At 43.6% G+C, this 17,760-nt stretch carries 17 protein-coding genes and 1 pseudogene; 15 read left to right on the top strand and 3 right to left on the bottom strand.

Annotated elements, in window-relative coordinates:
* The first annotated feature begins 191 nt into the window (after positions 1 to 191).
* The 11 genes from NSS66_RS06690 (at position 192) to NSS66_RS06640 (ending at position 12,296) form a co-directional block, all read left to right on the top strand.
* Positions 192 to 1,220 carry a LacI family DNA-binding transcriptional regulator gene (locus NSS66_RS06690; protein ID WP_053325576.1) on the top strand — a complete coding sequence of 343 codons (1,029 nt, stop codon included), beginning with the start codon at positions 192 to 194 and terminating at the stop codon, positions 1,218 to 1,220.
* Positions 1,213 to 2,091 carry a ribokinase gene (gene rbsK, locus NSS66_RS06685; protein WP_068942581.1) on the top strand — a complete coding sequence of 293 codons (879 nt, stop codon included), beginning with the start codon at positions 1,213 to 1,215 and terminating at the stop codon, positions 2,089 to 2,091. Before NSS66_RS06690 ends, rbsK begins: the two co-directional genes overlap by 8 nt.
* A 1-nt stretch (position 2,092) precedes the next feature.
* Entirely contained in the window at positions 2,093 to 2,527 is a 435-nt protein-coding gene (rbsD, locus tag NSS66_RS06680; protein WP_023988928.1) for a D-ribose pyranase, read from the top strand.
* Positions 2,528 to 2,557: 30 nt separating this feature from the next.
* Complete coding sequence (locus NSS66_RS06675) at positions 2,558 to 4,039, top strand: sugar ABC transporter ATP-binding protein (RefSeq protein ID WP_023988927.1); 1,482 nt, start codon at positions 2,558 to 2,560, stop codon at positions 4,037 to 4,039.
* 1 nt (position 4,040) lies between these two features.
* Positions 4,041 to 5,009 carry an ABC transporter permease subunit gene (locus NSS66_RS06670; RefSeq protein ID WP_013310465.1) on the top strand — a complete coding sequence of 323 codons (969 nt, stop codon included), beginning with the start codon at positions 4,041 to 4,043 and terminating at the stop codon, positions 5,007 to 5,009.
* 33 nt (positions 5,010 to 5,042) lie between these two features.
* Positions 5,043 to 5,963 (top strand): ribose ABC transporter substrate-binding protein RbsB, encoded by a 921-nt coding sequence (rbsB, locus tag NSS66_RS06665; protein ID WP_023988925.1) that lies wholly within the window; start codon positions 5,043 to 5,045, stop codon positions 5,961 to 5,963.
* A 220-nt stretch (positions 5,964 to 6,183) separates the two neighbouring features.
* A complete protein-coding gene (locus NSS66_RS06660; RefSeq protein ID WP_023988924.1) occupies positions 6,184 to 7,191 on the top strand; it encodes an ABC transporter substrate-binding protein in 1,008 nt (335 codons plus the stop codon).
* Positions 7,192 to 7,223: 32 nt separating this feature from the next.
* Positions 7,224 to 8,939 carry an ABC transporter ATP-binding protein gene (locus tag NSS66_RS06655; RefSeq protein WP_023988923.1) on the top strand — a complete coding sequence of 572 codons (1,716 nt, stop codon included), beginning with the start codon at positions 7,224 to 7,226 and terminating at the stop codon, positions 8,937 to 8,939.
* 68 nt (positions 8,940 to 9,007) lie between these two features.
* Positions 9,008 to 9,958: an ABC transporter substrate-binding protein gene (locus NSS66_RS06650; RefSeq protein ID WP_371918004.1), complete on the top strand. Its 951-nt coding sequence runs from the start codon at positions 9,008 to 9,010 to the stop codon at positions 9,956 to 9,958.
* 225 nt (positions 9,959 to 10,183) lie between these two features.
* Positions 10,184 to 11,248 carry a FecCD family ABC transporter permease gene (locus NSS66_RS06645; RefSeq protein WP_025720646.1) on the top strand — a complete coding sequence of 355 codons (1,065 nt, stop codon included), beginning with the start codon at positions 10,184 to 10,186 and terminating at the stop codon, positions 11,246 to 11,248.
* Position 11,249: 1 nt separating this feature from the next.
* On the top strand, positions 11,250 to 12,296 hold the full coding sequence (locus tag NSS66_RS06640) for a FecCD family ABC transporter permease (protein WP_023988920.1): 1,047 nt from the start codon (positions 11,250 to 11,252) through the stop codon (positions 12,294 to 12,296).
* A 102-nt stretch (positions 12,297 to 12,398) separates the two neighbouring features.
* Here NSS66_RS06640 and NSS66_RS06635 read toward each other — a convergent pair whose 3' ends face one another.
* The 3 genes from NSS66_RS06635 to aiiA form a co-directional block, all read right to left on the bottom strand.
* On the bottom strand, positions 12,399 to 12,566 hold the full coding sequence (locus tag NSS66_RS06635; RefSeq protein ID WP_007432475.1) for a hypothetical protein: 168 nt from the start codon (positions 12,564 to 12,566) through the stop codon (positions 12,399 to 12,401).
* A gap of 515 nt (positions 12,567 to 13,081) precedes the next feature.
* Positions 13,082 to 13,261, bottom strand: coding sequence for a hypothetical protein (locus tag NSS66_RS06630; protein WP_155613682.1), 180 nt, complete (start codon positions 13,259 to 13,261; stop codon positions 13,082 to 13,084).
* Positions 13,262 to 13,330: 69 nt separating this feature from the next.
* Positions 13,331 to 14,086 (bottom strand): quorum-quenching N-acyl homoserine lactonase AiiA, encoded by a 756-nt coding sequence (gene aiiA / locus NSS66_RS06625; protein WP_340958622.1) that lies wholly within the window; start codon positions 14,084 to 14,086, stop codon positions 13,331 to 13,333.
* 169 nt (positions 14,087 to 14,255) lie between these two features.
* On the opposite strand from aiiA, the gene NSS66_RS06620 reads away from it, so the two are divergent.
* The 4 genes and pseudogenes from NSS66_RS06620 to NSS66_RS06605 all read left to right on the top strand — a co-directional run.
* Positions 14,256 to 14,528, top strand: a complete 273-nt coding sequence (locus tag NSS66_RS06620; protein ID WP_339200211.1) for a hypothetical protein — start codon at positions 14,256 to 14,258, stop codon at positions 14,526 to 14,528.
* Between the two features lie 383 nt (positions 14,529 to 14,911).
* On the top strand, positions 14,912 to 15,868 hold the full coding sequence (locus NSS66_RS06615) for a tyrosine-type recombinase/integrase (protein WP_340958621.1): 957 nt from the start codon (positions 14,912 to 14,914) through the stop codon (positions 15,866 to 15,868).
* Positions 15,869 to 16,323: 455 nt separating this feature from the next.
* Complete coding sequence (locus tag NSS66_RS06610; protein ID WP_338532454.1) at positions 16,324 to 17,325, top strand: ROK family protein; 1,002 nt, start codon at positions 16,324 to 16,326, stop codon at positions 17,323 to 17,325.
* Positions 17,326 to 17,361: 36 nt separating this feature from the next.
* Positions 17,362 to 17,739 (top strand): annotated as a pseudogene (locus NSS66_RS06605) (MFS transporter); the annotation flags it as partial.
* Between the last annotated feature and the right edge of the window lie 21 nt (positions 17,740 to 17,760).

Raw genomic sequence — 17,760 nt, 5'->3', positions numbered from 1 at the left:
ACGTATTTTATTGAGTAACTGGGAGTGGTGCTCCCCCCTTTAGAATGTGTATTAAGGTGGAACTTCATTAGTTACAATAAGAATTATAAAGCTAAAGCATTCAACGTGCAAATAATTAATGCTTGTCAAAAAATTAATGCTGTGATATTTTATATGTGTAACCGGTTACACATTGGAGTTGAACCTACACTATGACAACAATTAAAGAAGTCGCCAGCTTTGCAGGTGTTTCCGTAGCGACCGTATCCAGAGTTATTAATGAAACTGGATATGTACATGAGGATACACGGCGAAAGGTAGAGGCTGCTGTGAAGCAGTTAAATTACAAGCCTAATGAAGTTGCACGTTCTTTGTATAAAAAGAAATCCAGATTAATCGGCCTGCTGCTGCCGGATATTACGAACCCTTACTTTCCCTTGTTAGCTCGTGGGGTGGAGGATCGAATGCAGGAAAATGATTTTCGGATTATTTTCGGTAATAGTGATGAAGATCGCCAAAAAGAATTGGATTACATGGATACTTTTGTTCAAAATAATGTCGTTGGTGTTATTTCTTCTACCAATGATCCCGATGCCGATTGTTATGCCAAACTGAAGATCCCGGTCGTTTTTCTCGATCGAACTTCCAGTGACAGCCTCTCCGTATATGCAGATGGAGCCCATGGCGGTTGCTTGGCTGCTCAAGAAATGGTTGCCCGCGGCAGCAAACAAATTACAGTCATGCAGGGCCCTGCACATATTCGTCCAGCACAAGACCGTTTTCGCGGGGCGGTTGAAGAGCTTCAGCAATCCGGAATTGCTTACCATGTGGTCGAGACAACCTCCTTTTCGTTCAAGGAGGCCGAGTCGTGGGCCAAAGAGCTGTTTAGCAAGTACCCGGATACGGACGGAGTTATCGCAAGTAACGATATCGTGGCTACAGCGGTGATGCATGAGGCACATAGATTAGGAAAGAAAATCCCGGATGATGTTCAAATTATCGGGTTTGATGATATACCATTAAGTAGTTTGTTATTCCCGCCTTTGTCAACGATCCGACAACCTGCTTATGAAATGGGCTGGGAAGCAGCAGGGCTACTCATTCAGTTGATTGAGCAGTCGCAAGTAACGAAGTCAAGCGTACCTAATCTTCATTCGAAAGTACTTACCTATTCAAGCATACAATTGCCCGTCAAATTTATAGAACGGGAAACGACAAGAAAGGTGGATCATGATGGCTAAAATTTCAATTATCGGAAGCAGTTCTATGGATCTCGTAGTTACTTCGTCCAAACGTCCCGGTGCTGGTGAAACGGTATTGGGTGAAAGCTTTACAACCGTACCTGGAGGTAAAGGAGCCAATCAGGCAGTAGCCGCAGCACGACTCGGAGCAGACGTTACGATGATTGGACGTGTAGGGGATGACCATTTTGGAGAACAGATTTTACGGAATTTTGAAGAAAATCATGTTCATACTGGCTATGTGAAACCGGTTACACATATGGAAAGCGGTACAGCGCATATTGTACTAGCTGAAGGTGATAACAGTATTGTCGTGGTAAAAGCAGCAAATAATGAAGTGACACCCGCCTATGTGGAAGAAGCACTTGACGTCATTCGAAGTTCGGATATTGTGTTAATTCAACAGGAAATACCGTCGGAAACGGTTGTTTATGTAAGCGAAATTTGTGCGAAGTACCAGGTACCCTTGTTGCTGAATCCAGCCCCGGCTCGTGAAGTGGAAGAAAGCGTAATTGCGAATGCGACCTACATTACGCCAAACGAGCATGAAGCTGCCATTATGTTTAAGGATATGAGCCTGCAAGAAGCGTTGCGCAAATATCCCAACAAGCTGTTTGTGACTGAGGGCAGCAACGGTGTACGATTCTTCGACGGAGAACAGGAAGTCGTGGTTCCTACTTATAAAGTAGAAGCCGTTGATACAACAGGTGCAGGAGATACGTTTAACGCTGCTTTTGCAGTGGCATTGGCTGAAGGAAATTCGTTGGCAGACAGTGTGAAATTTGCTAATCGTGCTGCGTCATTGTCCGTAACCAAATTTGGAGCCCAAGGTGGAATGCCAACCCGACGTGAAGTGGAGGAGCAAATATAATATGAAGAAACATGGAATCCTAAACAGTCATATATCCAGAATACTGTCGGATCTCGGCCACACAGACTATATTGTCGTGGCTGATGCTGGCTTACCTGTTCCTGAAGGCGTTACCAAAATTGATTTGGCCCTTAAATTGGGGGTTCCATCCTTTCAGGACGTCGTTGATGTCATTGCAGCAGATATGGTGATCGAAAAAGTAATGCTGGCCGAAGAAATTAAACAAGAAAATGAACAAGCATTACAGTATATTATGCGCACCTTTGCAGGGGAGCAATTAGAACAGCCACAGCTTAATAAGCAGGCAGCCGTCATTGAGTTTTGCCCTCATGAACAATTCAAGGAGCTGACCCGGTATGCGAAGGCGGTCATTCGTACAGGAGAGGCTAAGCCGTTTGCCAATTGTATTTTGCAGGCAGGAGTTCATTTTGGATAAATCAATGTTGAATAAAAAGGAGGGTACAGCATGCAGATTCAAATGAAAGGAATTCACAAAGCCTTTGGAACCAATCAGGTACTGAGTGGTGTTGACTTTGATCTTCGTGAAGGAGAAGTACATGCCCTCATGGGTGAGAATGGTGCAGGCAAATCAACGCTGATGAATATTTTAATCGGACTGCATCGGCGAGATGAGGGAACGATCATCATTGACGGTCAGGAAACCTATTTTGCCGACCCCAAAGAAGCGGAGCAAAAAGGAATTGCTTTTATTCACCAGGAACTGAATGTGTGGCCGGAGATGACCGTGCTGGAAAATCTATTTATCGGCAAGGAAATGACATCCAAGTGGGGCTTACTAGACAGCTCCAAAATGAAAGCGCTAGCAAATGAACAATTCAGCAAGCTTTCGGTAAATCTTCCATTGAACGGTGAAGCAGGCGATTGTTCAGTGGGTCAACAGCAGATGATTGAAATTGCCAAAGCACTCATGACGGATGCTAAAGTTATCGTGATGGATGAGCCGACAGCCGCCTTAACCGAACGAGAAATTCAGAAGCTGTTCGAGGTTATTACTTCCTTGAAAAAAGATGGTGTTTCGATTGTGTATATTTCACATCGGATGGAGGAGATATTCGCGATCTGTGATCGGATTACCATCATGCGTGACGGGAAAACGGTGGATACTCAGGCGATTCCCGATACGCATTTTGATGAAGTTGTACGGAAAATGGTGGGTAGAGAGCTGACTGAACGCTACCCGGTAAGAACGCCTGCTTTGGGAGAAGTGGTGCTGGAGGTCAAAAATGCTTCGCATAAAGGGTTATTTGAAAATGTGAATTTCACTGTACGATCTGGGGAAATTGTAGGTTTTTCAGGCTTAATGGGCTCGGGACGGACCGAGATCATGCGGGCGTTATTTGGACTGGATGCTTTGGATCGTGGTGAGATTCATGTGCGTGGAAAAAAAGTGTCTATTCGTAAGCCGGATGATGCGGTGAAACTTGGGATTGGCTTCATTACAGAAGACCGAAAAGATGAGGGCTTGGTGCTGGACTTTTCCATCCGGGAAAATATGGTGCTGCCAAATCTGTTCAGCTTTACTTCAAAAGGATTTATTTCAGGTAAAAAAGAGCTAGATTTTGTTAACACTTTAATTAAGCGCTTACAAATTAAAACCCAATCGGGCGAAACAACGGTTCGCAGTTTGTCAGGTGGTAATCAGCAAAAGGTGGTTATTGCCAAATGGGTAGGTATTGGTCCAAATGTGCTCATTCTTGACGAACCGACGAGAGGTGTGGATGTGGGAGCCAAGCGGGAAATCTACCAGTTGATGAACGAGCTGACCGAACGTGGAGTCGCGATTATCATGGTATCCTCGGAACTCCCTGAGGTACTCGGCATGAGCGATCGTATTGTCGTGGTGCACGAGGGAAAGATCAGCGGAGAGCTGAGCAGGGAAGAAGCCACACAAGAAAATATTATGACGCTAGCTACAGGAGGACAGTAATATGACAACTATGAATGAATCAAAAAGCAGCAAAGGCTTTCAAATGTCACAAATCACACAGAAGCTTGGCCCGTTGTTGGGACTCATTATTTTGGTAATTATCGTATCGGTTTTAAATCCCAGCTTTTTGGAACCGCTTAATATTTTGAATTTATTGCGCCAGGTATCCATTAATGCGTTAATTGCGTTCGGTATGACCTTCGTTATTCTCACAGGTGGAATTGATTTGTCAGTCGGCTCCATATTAGCACTATCCAGTGCGTTTGTCGCAAATATGATGCTGGCCGGGTTCGATCCTATTTTGGCGATTATCATTGGCTGTGCATTGGGTGGCGTGATGGGCATGGTCAACGGCTTGATGATTACGAAAGGTAAAATGGCTCCGTTCATCGCTACACTAGCAACCATGACCATTTTCAGAGGATTAACACTCGTTTATACCAACGGTAACCCTATTACAGGACTCGGAGACAGTCTGGTATTTCAATTGTTCGGTCGTGGCTATCAGTTCGGTATTCCGGTTCCAGCGATTACGATGCTCATTACCTTTGCTGTCCTATGGATCATTTTGCATAAAACACCATTCGGACGTAAAACGTATGCCATTGGTGGTAACGAGAAGGCTTCGATTGTATCTGGTATTAAAGTACCGCGTGTAAAAATTTGGATTTACTCTCTGGCTGGAATGCTTTCCGCATTGGCGGGAGCTATCTTGACTTCACGTTTGAACTCGGCACAACCGACAGCGGGTACTTCTTATGAACTGGATGCCATTGCGGCTGTTGTATTAGGTGGAACAAGCCTCTCGGGAGGACGCGGACGAATCGTAGGTACGTTAATTGGTGTGCTTATCATCGGTACACTAAACAATGGCTTGAACTTGCTGGGGGTTAACTCTTTTTATCAAATGGTCGTAAAAGGGATAGTCATCGCTATTGCTGTATTGATTGACCGTAAAAAATCCGCATAATACACCTATCTGCGTAGAAGGAGACACATAAATATGAAAAAGCTTATATTAATCATGACTGCCTTGCTGCTCCTGCTCATGACAGGGTGTTCCTTGGAACCGCCCGAATGGGCCAAACCTAAAGCGGCCGCGAACCTGAAGGACATTAAAATCGGCTTGTCGATCTCAACGCTGAACAATCCATTCTTCGTCTCTCTCAAAGACGGAGTTGTGGCAGAGGCCAAAAAACAAGGAATGCAGGTCATTGTTGTGGATGCACAAAATGATTCGGCGAAACAAAGTAATGACGTGGATGATCTGATTCAACAGGGAGTAAACGCGTTACTCATTAATCCGACAGATTCGTCGGCCATCTCCACTGTGGTACAATCAGCGAATGCATTGAACATCCCGGTTATTACACTGGATCGTTCTGCTGACAAAGGAGACGTAAAAGCACTCGTCGCTTCAGACAACGTAGAGGGAGGACGAATGGCTGCCAGATATGTGATTGATCAAGTTGGAAAAGGTGCCAAAGTGATTGAGCTGGAAGGTGTTCCAGGAGCATCCGCTACCCGTGAACGTGGGAAAGGCTTCCATGAAGTAGCAGATAAGGATCTGAAAGTCATAGCAAAACAATCGGCCGATTTTGATCGGACCAAAGGTTTGAACGTGATGGAAAATCTGCTGCAAGGAAACCCGGACGTACAGGCTGTATTTGCCCACAATGATGAAATGGCGTTGGGTGCGATCGAAGCAATCCAAAGCTCAGGTAAGAACATTCCAGTCATTGGTTTTGACGGTAACGAGGATGCGCTTAAATCAATTAAGGAAGGGAAACTGACAGCCACTGTAGCTCAGCAACCCGAGCTTATTGGACAATTGGCGGTGCAGGCAGCCAAGGATGTACTTCAAGGTAAAACCGTGAAAACATCAATTCCTGCTAAGCTGGAGTTGGTGGACCAATCGAAATAAAATGGGTACTTGACCCGACATATTAAGTCTTCGGACTGATGCAAAACATACGCATCAGTCCTTTTTTTGACTAATCTACGATGATGATACATACCACATAAATGGAAGTTTTTAATTTTTGTATTGTAAGAAGAGACGGTAAAAGATAGAATAACAATTATATGATAATGAGAATCACTATCATATTATGAATTGTATATATCTAAGGAGGACGTATATTGTGCAACAAAGGTACAGATTAAAATGGGAATCCACGCTTTGTCTTGTGGTTCTTTTGATGGTTGTATTGAGTGCATGTGGAAACGCAGCTAGCAACAACCAGACAAACGATAAGACCAGCACTAATGATCCTTCCGGGCAATCCAAAACGGTTGTCATGCGCGAATATACTGATGCTACTGGCAATAAGATCAGTATCCCTGCAAATCCACAGCGAGTCGTCACAACACAATATTTGGATGCTATGCTGGCCTTGGGAGTTAAGCCTGCAGGTGCTGCTTCCCATTTGTTAGAAGGAGAATATTTAAAAGGTAAGATTGACGGAGTTGCGGATATTGGGAACCCGACAAATGTAGAAAAGGTGCTGGAGCTACAACCGGACCTGATCATCACAACAGAAGATACCACGCCAGAAGTGAAAGAGCAGCTGGATAAAATTGCTCCAACCGTAGTCGTTTTGTTTGGAGATGGGGATGTATTTAAGCAACTGCGGGATATCGCAGCCGTGCTGGGTAAGGACAAGGAAGCCGAGCAGTGGATCGCTAGTTTCGACAAAAAGGCTGAAGAAGGTCGAAAGAAGCTGGCTGGAAAATTCAAAAAAGATGAAACGGTTACCATTTATATGACCTACGGTAAGGATGTGCTAAGAGTATATGGAGCGCGAAATGTAGGACATGTCATTTACCGTTCACTGGAATTGAATCCTCCTGAGTACATACGACAGAAGCTGGAAAATGACCCGAAGTTTAACTTTGTATACGATAGCATTTCAATGGAAAAGTTACCCGAACTGTCAGGAGACCGTATTATTATGCTGGTTTATGATGAAGCGACTAAGGACGGAATGCTTAAGCAAATTGAGCAAAGTGCACTGTGGAGAAATCTCCCGGCTGTCAAGAACCACAAAGTGTATTTCATCAAAGCCGACCCGTGGTTTACCTACTCACCGCTTGCTATTGACAAATCGCTGGATGAAGCCGTTAACATGCTTTCCATCGATCCTAAATAATCGCTCGAAATTAGAAAGGAGAAGCAATGACTATGCTTAAACGTTTTTTTGAATACTACCGTCCTTACCGGACTTTGTTCATCATTGATTTCTCTTGTGCCTTGCTGGCTGCACTGCTGGAGTTGGCTTTTCCCCTTGCAGTCAATCGGGTGGTCGATGATTTGCTGCCTAGCGGAAACTGGAAATGGATTTTATATGCCTGTCTAGCTCTACTCGGTATTTATGTCATAAGTGCTGCGCTGAATTACGTGGTTACCTATTGGGGGCACAAGCTGGGCATCAACATCGAATCGGACATGCGTAAAAAGCTGTTTGATCGAGTACAAAAGCAATCTTTTCGCTTTTTTGACAATAACAAAACAGGGCATCTCGTTTCACGTATGACCAACGATCTGATGGATATTGGGGAAATTGCTCACCACGGCCCCGAAGATTTGTTTATCGCATTGATGACACTGGGGGGAGCCTTTGGTATCATGCTCGGTATTAACTGGAAGCTGGCTGTACTGACTTTCATTATTGTACCCCTCATGATTTACTTGTCTCTTTATTTCAGCCGAAAAATGTCTGCTGCTTTCCATCGTATGTTTTCTGATATTGCGGATTACAACGCTCGTATTGAAAATAACGTCAGCGGGATTCGCGTTGTTCAAGCGTTCTCCAACGAAGCCCATGAGATGGAACGTTTTGCTGAAAATAATGGGCGTTTCCGTAAAACGAAGCTGATCGCGTACCGGATTATGGCCTGGAATTCCTCAATTAGTTTTATACTAATGAAGCTGGTTTCATTGTTTGTGCTTGTGTGTGGAACATGGTTTGTTATCGAAGGACAGATGACCTACGGGGAATTTATCGCATTTGTGATGTTGTCTAATGTATTCCTGGGGCCGATTAAACAAATTAATTCTGTCATCGAAACGTATCCGAAAGGGATTGCTGGCTTCCGACGGTATCTGGATTTACTGGAAAGTGAATCGGATGTAGAAGATCTGCCAGGAGCCAAGGCGGTTAGCCATCTTAACGGAGATATTCACTTTGCAGGTGTAACGTTTGGTTACGAGAACAAAGATAAGGTATTACGCAAAGTGGACCTATCTATCCATGCGGGTGAAACCGTAGCACTTGTGGGGCCTTCAGGAGCAGGTAAAACGACACTTTGCAGTTTGTTGCCTCGCTTCTACGATGTCGAGGAAGGCAGCATTACCATTGATGGGATGGATATCCGTGAAATGAAGCTGGAATCGCTGCGATCCATGATTGGTATCGTACAGCAGGATGTATTCCTCTTTGATGGAACGATTCGTGAAAATATCGCTTATGGTAAGCTGGATGCTTCGGAAGAAGAAATCTGGGATGCTGCTCGTCGAGCTCAGATTGAAGACCTTGTTCGCTCATATCCGGATGGTCTGGATACAATGATCGGTGAGCGAGGTGTGAAGCTCTCCGGTGGTCAAAAGCAACGTTTGTCTATTGCCCGGATGTTCCTTAAAAATCCGCCAATTCTCATTTTAGATGAAGCGACATCAGCATTGGATACAGAGACAGAAGCCGCGATTCAGCAGGCGCTGACAGAGCTATCCCAAGGCCGTACGACACTCGTTATTGCGCATCGTTTGGCAACGATCAAAAATGCTGACCGCATTATCGTAGTTGCAGATCAAGGGATTGCCGAGCAAGGCAGACATGAAGAGTTATTAGCAGTAAAAGGGGCATATAGCCGCCTGCACCAAGCTCAATATGGAACGTAAATAGGTCGATATGACGCCGTAAATAGAGAGAGGAATGAACGAGTTTGACAAAGAAAATGTGGATTGTGATGATGCTTCTGTCAGTCATTTTAGTTCTTACCGCCTGTGGTGGAAACGTAAAGCAGCCGGATGAAAAGCAGAATCAAACTTCTAATGAACAAAAATCAGAGGAAACGAAAACAGTCAAAACGATTCATGGAGATATTAAGATACCGGTTCACCCTCAGCGGGTTGTAGTGGATTTGTACCTGAATGATTTATTAGCACTAGGAATTAAACCTGTGGGAAGTGTTAAATATTATCTGGATAATCCGTTTTCGAAGGATCTTGTACAGGGAATTACAAGCATTGGAGACCGCGGAAGTGTATCCATTGAGAAAGTATTGACTCTGCAGCCGGATTTGATTCTGATTGGTTCCAAAGATGCTTCTGAATATGAAAAATACAGTAAAATTGCTCCGACCATCGTGATTCCTTATGGAACGTACAAGAATGTGCATGAGGAACTGACAGCTTTTGGTGAGCTGCTTGGAAAAGAACAGGAAGCCAAAACATGGCTTGCTCAATACGATCAGCGGATGCAGGCTGCACGTGACAAGCTAAAGGGAATTGTTCAGCCTGGGGATACTTTCACCGTAATGGAAGCTTCGGAAAAAGAATACTATGTCTATGGTGATAATTTTGGCAGAGGAGGACAGGCGGTATACAGAGGACTGAATTTGACACCTCCGCCGCTTGTCCAAAAAGAATTATTAGGTGAGACTCAATGGAAATCGGTGTCAAAAGAAGTCATTAATCAATATGCCGGCTCTTATATCTTTCTGACGGTTAACAAGGATTTGGGTGGTTACGAAGGAGACAGCATATGGAAATCACTGAATGCGGTCCGGCAAGGTAAGGTTTTTGAGCTCCAGGAGGATCGATATTGGTACTTCGATCCCATCGCTATTGTAGGGCAAGCTGAAGAAATCGCAGATATGATCGTCCAGCGGAATAAAGAGAACGCCGCACAGAAGTAGTCGCTTCGGTGTTGTTGGCAGCCCTTTGGTATTTATGCCGAAGGGCTTTATTTTTTCACAATAGGGCAGATCATTAGGCATTCCTCGAAATTTGCTATTGAAGCCGTTGCCACATTAATTTACAATAGTAAAGATTGCATGATAATAATTCTCATTATCAACATCATCTTCAACACAGTTCGTGATTAGCTACATACTATTCAACAGTAAGGGTGAACAATAGTTATGAAATTATCAGAATCATCGGATAGCCCTGCTCAAAGTAATCATAACCAGTCGCCGACTCAATTCCACTCGCGACCTTGGGCGGCTTCGCTTATCCTGACAGCTGGGCTTGGACTTTTAGCGTTCGGTATCGCGCTATCCCTATCTTTTGGTGCAGCCTCTATTAGGCTAGAAGAGGTATGGAACGCCGTTTTTCATTTTAAACCCGAGTTACAAAACCATCAAATTATTTGGGAAATCCGTCTACCTCGGATTCTGGGTGGGGTTCTAATCGGAGTTTGCTTTGCCGTAGCAGGTGCAATTATGCAAGGAATGACCCGAAATCCGCTTGCTGACTCGGGCTTGCTTGGACTGAACTCGGGAGCCAGCTTGGCGATGGCGATTTGCTTTGCCCTTTTTCCCGGATCTTCCTTTTTACAGTTAATGTTGTATTCCTTTGTTGGTGCAGCTCTGGCTGTTGTGATGGTATATGGAACAAGCTCCATCTCCAAATCAGGTCTTACGCCAGTTCGTCTTGTATTGGCGGGCGCAGCTGTCACGGCATTGCTGTCTGCCTTAGGAGATGCAATTAGTTTGTACTTTAATGTTGGACAGGATTTAGCCTTTTGGTATGCCGGAGGGCTTAGTGGAACCAAGTGGGTTCAGCTCGGTATAGTTTTGCCTTGGGTTGTGGCAGCTTTTATCGGCGCTCTCATGTTGTCGCGCTCCATTACGCTGCTTAGTTTGGGAGACGAAATTGCGTTAAGTCTAGGTCAGCGAACTGGGGTGGTAAAGGTAGTCGGGATGATTCTTGTTCTGATTCTGGCGGGTGCAGCGGTGTCGTTGGTTGGTTCTATAGGTTTCGTGGGATTAATTATTCCCCATATAACCCGCAAGCTGGTTGGCGTCGATTATCGCTGGATTATTCCATGCTCGGCCATTATGGGAGCTTTACTCATTGTATTTGCCGATCTGGCAGCCCGTATGATTAACGCACCTGAGGAAACACCGGTGGGCGTACTTATTGCCTTAATTGGGGTTCCATTCTTCCTTTATCTGGCACGTAAAGAAAGGAGGGCGCTGTAAGATGAATAACGTTACGAATGGGGCTATTGCCAAAGCTAGTCATCGTAAAAAAATCCATGATTGGATGGTTGTAATTATTCTGATCGTATTGCTCATTGCTGCGTTCACCATAAGCGCGAATACGGGAACTATCCGGCTTTCGCCAATGGAGCTATTTAGAACCTTGTTTGGACAAGGGACTCCACAGCAGGAATTAATCCTCTTTGAATTCCGATTGCCGCGAATGGTTATTTCTCTTCTAATCGGTGCAGGTCTCGCTGTTTCTGGCTGCATCATGCAAGGGGTCTCACGTAACGGCCTAGCGGACCCTGGTATTCTGGGGATTAATGCGGGCGCCGGGCTGATGGTCATGCTGTTTATATTGCTTTTTCCATCTATGCAAACTACGAATTCATTGTTTTTACTTCCCGCTCTTGCGCTGATTGGATCAGGAGCAGCTGCTATTCTCATCTACGCGCTTTCTTACAAGAAAGGCGAAGGAATTTCCCCGACAAGGCTACTGCTGAGCGGAATTGGCGTAGCGGCGGGTATCAGTGCTGCGATGATCATTATGACTCTTAAGCTGACACCTGAAAGCTACACGTTTGTAGCTAATTGGTTAGCAGGAAGCATCTGGGGCTCAAACTGGAAATTCGTAATGGCTCTGTTGCCTTGGCTGATTGTATTGCTTCCTTTCGCATACTACAAAGCAAATGTGATGAATGTGCTTAATCTGGGAGATCAGACGGCATCGGGGTTGGGTACACCTATCGAAAAGGAACGTATTCTCCTTCTCGCTGCTGCGGTTGGATTGGCCAGTTCTAGTGTTTCGGTTAGCGGCGGTATCGGCTTTGTCGGTTTGGTGGCTCCACATTTAGCGAGAAAGCTGGTGGGTCCGAAGCATAAAATGCTGCTGGTAACCTGTGCTTTAGTCGGAGCACTCCTGGTACTTGTAGCGGATACGATCACACGATCCTTACCTTTACAGAAAGAAATACCGACAGGTTTGATTGTAGCCATCATTGGTGCGCCATACTTTTTATATCTGCTGAGTCGCTCCAAAGGGTAACATCACGAAAGGATACCACCTGTCAATTAAAATAACCTTCAACACCACTAAGGAAGTGGGGCTGAAGGTTATTTTTTTCATTTGATTTAGCAGCCTTTCATCTCAACGGGAAGTATTCAAGGCATGAGAGGTTTGATGCAGCTCTCTGATCATTTTATGCAACGTGTAATTTTCCTGACGTGTCACGCCGTGTTGATTTTCCTGAACCAGCAACTGATGGATGTTTCGTTTTAGAATTTCACTTCGACGTTCCAGCATTTCGGTACTCATAAATAAATGAACACTCCCTTTGTCATGAATAAACCTACATTTTTGAAATGAGCATAGGCTGAATATAAGTTTGCCTTTCGACTTCTTTAAGTATATCGTGCTAGATGATCAAGGGAAAACGGAGCGAGACTGCAAATTACTTTTTCTCATCATCCATGCTGTGTCGACAGCGACTCACCCCATGAGTTCTTAGATATACTTCCTGATGCTGGCGATAACAGGAGATTAGACGTAATTAACTTCATGTATATAATTTGACTAGCTCATGTTTTTTGATATAAACGGATTTAGTGTATTAATCCATTTAAAATTTTGCTGAAAGCTATGGAGGGGAGCAACTAGAACTGCAAAGGTGTATTCAATGCAATCATTGGTTTATTCCATATCAGCGAGCTCAGTTAACCAAATTTTGCAGTTCTAAATGTCGGAGTCATTACAACTACCTAATGAAAAGAAAAGAATAAGAGGCTATAACATTTTGGAAGTGAGGAGATACAATAATGATTATTTAAAAATCAAATGAAGAAATTGAGCTCATGAGGGGAGCTGGCCGAATTACGACTATTCTGCCAGTCCGCACCACTTGCCTTTGAGGCCGAACTTTTCAAGTCCTGTGTGTACGCCGTAGACGTATACTGGAAGCCATGATCCGAATGAAGCACGGCTCTGGATACGTCTATTTTGTGTGCATTCATAATACCAATTTCTTTATACCCCGGACCGAAAAGATCCGGAATGGTGGAGAAATAGCTGCTTTATTATCATTATTTGTATTGTGGATATACCGGCTGAACGGCTACCTGCTCAGGATCATGACCGAAGAACAACAGATTCGGCTTAACCTCCTGCACAATCTGCTGAATGCGGGCGATTGACTGGCGTGCCTGTTCACGGTCAAAGCCGTCAAACGGCACGTCGTTTGCGTAATTCTCCTGCGTGTAGGCAACATCAATCGTCAGCATGACCGGACCCGATTCCTTTGTTGTGACCAGCGCGGACTGATGACCCGGCGAATGACCCGGAGTATAGAACAGTTGCAAACCTGGAACCAGCTCATGATCCCCTTGAAGCAGTCGGTAATTCAAGTCCGCCTGCACGCATTCCGGTGGCGCATACTCCAGATTACCGATCGCAGCGTCTGCTTCGGTCTGCTGCACATAAATCGGTGTATTCGGAAAATGCGGATTGCCTCCAGCATGATCCATATGCATATGAGAGATTACGAGGGCATGGATATCGTCCGGTTGATAGCCGATCCGATCCAGTACAGCCACGATACTATCATCGGCTGACATATGGGGAATGAAGCGCCCTTCAAACGGTGTACTTTTAAAATAATTTGGATTGTTGATAAACGAATCCGGCATACCGGTATCAATGAGAATCGGACCGTGATCTGTCTCCAGCAGATACGACCAGATTTGCAGGCGCACCAGTTCACCGGGCTGTGCATGATGGTTGAGTGAGGAGCGATCAATATCAAGCTGACCGATCGGTAACCAGTACAATTTGTTAATCATACAATCATCCTCCAATCTTAGTTTACATAATAATTATTATGTAGTTATGAATCAGGGTTTCGGCTGACAGAAAGTGATGTTTGTATTTTCGTTTGTAAGATCCGGGTGCTGGAGCCTCATGCTGTCGTTGTAATCTCACTCTTTCGAAAATTAATTTTTAATAGTTTAAATGATAAGGCATGTAGGCGTCCAGCAGAAATTTGCCCAGAAGCTGGATCACACGGTCATCATCTCGAAAATCGGTGAAATTCTTGGTGATCCACTGCTGCTATTGGGTGAAAATTACAATCAGCTAGCAGGCTATCATATGGAGATGGTGCACGCGCCGGAAGATGATCCGGATAGCGAGCTGGAAACTGCATATGATATTCATGTTTTGGCCGCTATGGCGATTTTGACTGCTACCGATCGAGAGCAGCGCCCCAGCTTGCTGATGAAGTAGAGAAGTGGTGTTGCATGCAAGACTATTGGCTATTTAGTTTTGTTTTGGATATGAATGAATTACATTCGGAGAACTTTTCTTGAGCGTGTTTTAATTTGTCTACATTGTGGGATCGACCCCCTCTGACCCTATGCCACCCCGTTAAGTGCTTTGAAATGTCTGCTTGAAGGCGATACCAGGCTGGACAAGAGGGGAGCGCTTTATTTATACTTAAAAAGCGCTTAAAAAACAGCGTATAATATAAATTATACGCTGTTTAGGTTTAAAACGACTTTTAGAATCCCTCCTGCATAAGATGTCGATTGGATTGTCGATAAAAATCAGACGAAAATGATCGTTTTACAGTATATTTCGGAATATGAACTGAATTGGAGGCGAACGGGATGAAAAAAGAGTTACGACATGTGGGGCTCGATACAACTGAAGAAACTGATGAAATATATACTGAGGAGCTGGAAGCTTTTTTGATCTGGATGAAGGATGCGGGATATACGATACATACGCAAAAAAATTATATGGGGGATGTAAAGCAATTTTTACGCACGTTGCGTGAAAAACCACTCGATCAGGTGAAGAAGATTCATGTTATGTCGTATTTGTCTAAAGCGCGGGAGGGAGGCGCCGGAGATAGTACGCGGAACCGGAAGCATGCAGCGGTGAACAGTTTTTTTAAAGCGCTACAGGAATTTGAGTTATGCAGCACAAATCCGGCAGCGGGAATTAAAAAAGCAAAAACTGAAAAGAATCGTATGCCCGTCTATCTGGATGAAAAGGATATTCATCCGTTTTTGCTCGCGGTGGAGGGGAAATATGCAAATCGTAATATGGCTATTTTTCTGCTGATGGTCTACATGGGATTGCGGGTGGGGGAGGTTCATTCATTGAATGTCTCGGATTACAGCCGAGAAAGACGTACCTTAGATGTGTTCGGTAAAGGACGTAAGTGGCGTACTCTCCCGGTACCGGAAGCCGTATGTGATTTTGTAGAGCATGCGTTGGAGGGAAGATTGACGCCGTGGAGAGGTAAAGAGGATGCGATGTTCATATCCCAAAAAGGCCGCCGTCTGGCAGTGCGCACCATTCAACAGATCGCTACAGAAACGTTCGAACGATTCCAGCAAGATAAGAGTATAGATCGCCGGGAGGCTTATTCCAGCCATAAGCTGAGACATACATTTGCGACAATGCTATTACGTAAGGGAGCAGATCTGCGTACCGTACAGGAGCTACTGGGGCATTCATCCATTCAGACAACCACAGTATATACACATGTCACTGATCGGGAAAAAGAAAAAGCAATGGATAAGCTGGATATTCAGATACCGATATCAGGATTGTAAGTATAGCATGAAAGTTGAGATTAAACGAAAAATAGTTTACATAATAATCATTATGTAAACTCGTCAGAGGAAGTTACATCCTGACTTGAAAATTACATCAACGGCTTTAGGTCATTATGATCATGAACGTAGTATTCTTTTTCATAGCGTTAGTTTTGTTTTTGATTGATTTGCTCCAACCTGATACTGATTAGCTGCCACCCAATCATTTTGCGCATACGATTTGATTTTGGTTCTTCAACAGCATTCTTCAATAGATTAGCCTCCTTATTTTAGCGATCATCTTATGTTAAGCATGAGAATAATTCAGAATCAGCTGGAAAGCAATAGTGAATTAAAGGTTAGTACGAAATTACCTTGACAAAGGTAATATTTTGCTGCAAAATTGGTAAAACAACTTAATAAAAATGGTTTATAAAGTTGTTTTATGATGTTATAAAAAGAAGGTGCTATGTATGGAAAAAGCTAATACAAATTTAATTAAAGAAATAAATCTGAACCTGGTTCGCAAAGTATTGAAACAGATCAGTAAGACAACAAAACCCCAACTAGCCGCATTGACTGATTTAAGTGTAGTAACTATCAATACCCTTATGCAGGAATTGCTTAATAATGGAGAGATCTTTGAAGATGAAATCGTTCCTTCAAACGGAGGCAGGCATGCGTTAACCTATCGTTTTAATTATGAGTATAGTCTAGCACTGATTATACATATTAATGAAAAACAAGGGACAGATGTAGTGTGTACTACGGTAGTGAATTTAAATGAGGATGCTCTGATGAAAGAAGAGCATCCCTTTCAAATTTTTAATGCTACACAATTTTATTCCACGATTCAAGACATCATTTCTCTCTATCCTTCCATTAAAGTTATTGGAATAGGAATCCCGGGACAATCTGTAAATGGAGAAATTACAGTCAGCAGTTATGAAAGATTAAATGGAATTCGGTTGGCAGAGGATGTGCAAAGCAAATTTGGTTTGCCGGTTATTGTGGAGAATGACGTAAATGCCGCTGTATGTGGTTACGTCTATAGAGAACAAATAGATGAAGATCAATGTGTACTGGCTATTTATTTTCCTGAGAATTCTCCACCAGGAATGGGGATTTATTTGCGAAATGGGGTTTTAAAAGGAAAACATGGATTGGCTGGTGAAATCAAATTCCTTCCGTCGATAGTTTGGGATGAGGGCAAGGGAACGGAGGTTTTCTTCAATAGTATATGTGAAATTATTCAAATATTACAATCTGTATTTGATCCTGATCGAATTGTGATCTATAGAGAGAATATAGAAGAGGTGTCTTTCTTTCATTTTTTAGAATCCTACAAATCTAAGCATAAGATGCCTTTGTATCCTGAGGTTATTCTCTCAGATTTATTTTATGATGATTTTAAAACAGGGTTGAGAGGGTTAACTCTAAAAGAATTGGAACGTCCAATCATTGTCTTTAAATAATGTATATATGTGTAGTGAAGAGAGGGAGAGAAATAATGGCAACGTGTTGCCGCGATACAAAATCCCATAACCGAAATCCAATCAGACTACTCACAGAGAGATCACAATACTGTACAAGTTAAGAACATCCCCAAACAAAAGCTAATTCGAATGAAAGGAGTTAAGAACACGCTTATTGCTTTTTTGTTTTATTGTGGTGTGGAAGCCATGGTGGGCTTATGGGGAGCCAGCTATTTGGTAGGGGCCAGAAACATTACAGCCGAAACTGCAGCTGGCTGGATATCCTTATACTACGGTGGAATTACGATAGGCAGGCTTATTACGGGGTTCGTAACTTTAAAAATAAATAATCGTATGTTAATTCTGGCTGGCCAACTTACTGCAATTACAGGAGGACTCATTTTGTTGCTTCCTTTTTATGCTGTTCAGTTCAGA

This window comes from Paenibacillus sp. FSL R10-2748, from assembly GCF_038005565.1.
In the GTDB taxonomy this organism is placed as follows: Bacteria; Bacillota; Bacilli; order Paenibacillales; family Paenibacillaceae; genus Paenibacillus; species Paenibacillus polymyxa_B.
This window is presented reverse-complemented; position numbering and strand designations above follow the sequence as displayed.